Annotated in this window: 1 protein-coding gene; it reads right to left on the reverse strand. The window is 34.4% G+C overall.

Features of this window, described 5'->3' with window-relative positions; genetic code table 11:
• Window positions 1-83: 83 nt before the first annotated feature.
• A partial coding sequence (gene tnpC / locus CDO51_RS13115) for an IS66 family transposase (RefSeq protein ID WP_143824749.1) occupies window positions 84-692 on the reverse strand: 609 nt, incomplete at its 5' end.

A 692-nucleotide genomic window follows, 5' to 3' on the forward strand; every position in this document is an offset into this window, starting at 1 on the left:
CAAATAGCACCCACATTGATTTAATAAAAAACTCCCATCTCATTAAATAAATAAGTGGGAGTGACTGTTATAATCAGTTTTTGCTATTTGCTTTGAGTTTTTTGCAACTTGCAGTTTTCTGGAAGATCTTCTGCCCAAGGTAAAAATTCATCTAATTTTTCTTGGTCGTTGATGTCAATTTGAGGTAAGTTTTCAAACAAGAACTGTAAATAATTAAATGGATTAAGTTCATTTTCTTTGGCAGTTTCAATAATGCTGTAAATTAAAGCACTAGATTTGGCTCCTTTAGGTGTATTAGCGAACATCCAGTTTTTTCTGCCTATTACAAAGGGCTTGATAGATCTCTCAGCTCTGTTGTTATCTAACTCTAAATTACCATCTTCTAAAAATGTATTTAGTTTATCCCATTGATTTAGGCAGTAAGAGATAGCTTTTCCAAAAGCACTTTTAGGTAATGCCTTAGCTTTTTGTTCTTCTAGCCAGGTCCCGAATTCTTGTATTACTGGAAAACTACGCTCGTGCCGAATTTTGTAACGTTCTTCTTTTGATTTATCTTTGATATCACGCTCTATGGCAAATAATTTATTACAATATTCAAGTCCCTGACGAGATGCCAAATCGGCGTTTTGCTTATCTTTAGGAAGTGCACTTAAAGCTTCGTCAAATTTTCGCCTAGCATGACTTAAACAGCC

It is taken from the genome of Natranaerobius trueperi, assembly GCF_002216005.1.
In the GTDB taxonomy this organism is placed as follows: Bacteria; Bacillota; Natranaerobiia; order Natranaerobiales; family Natranaerobiaceae; genus Natranaerobius_A; species Natranaerobius_A trueperi.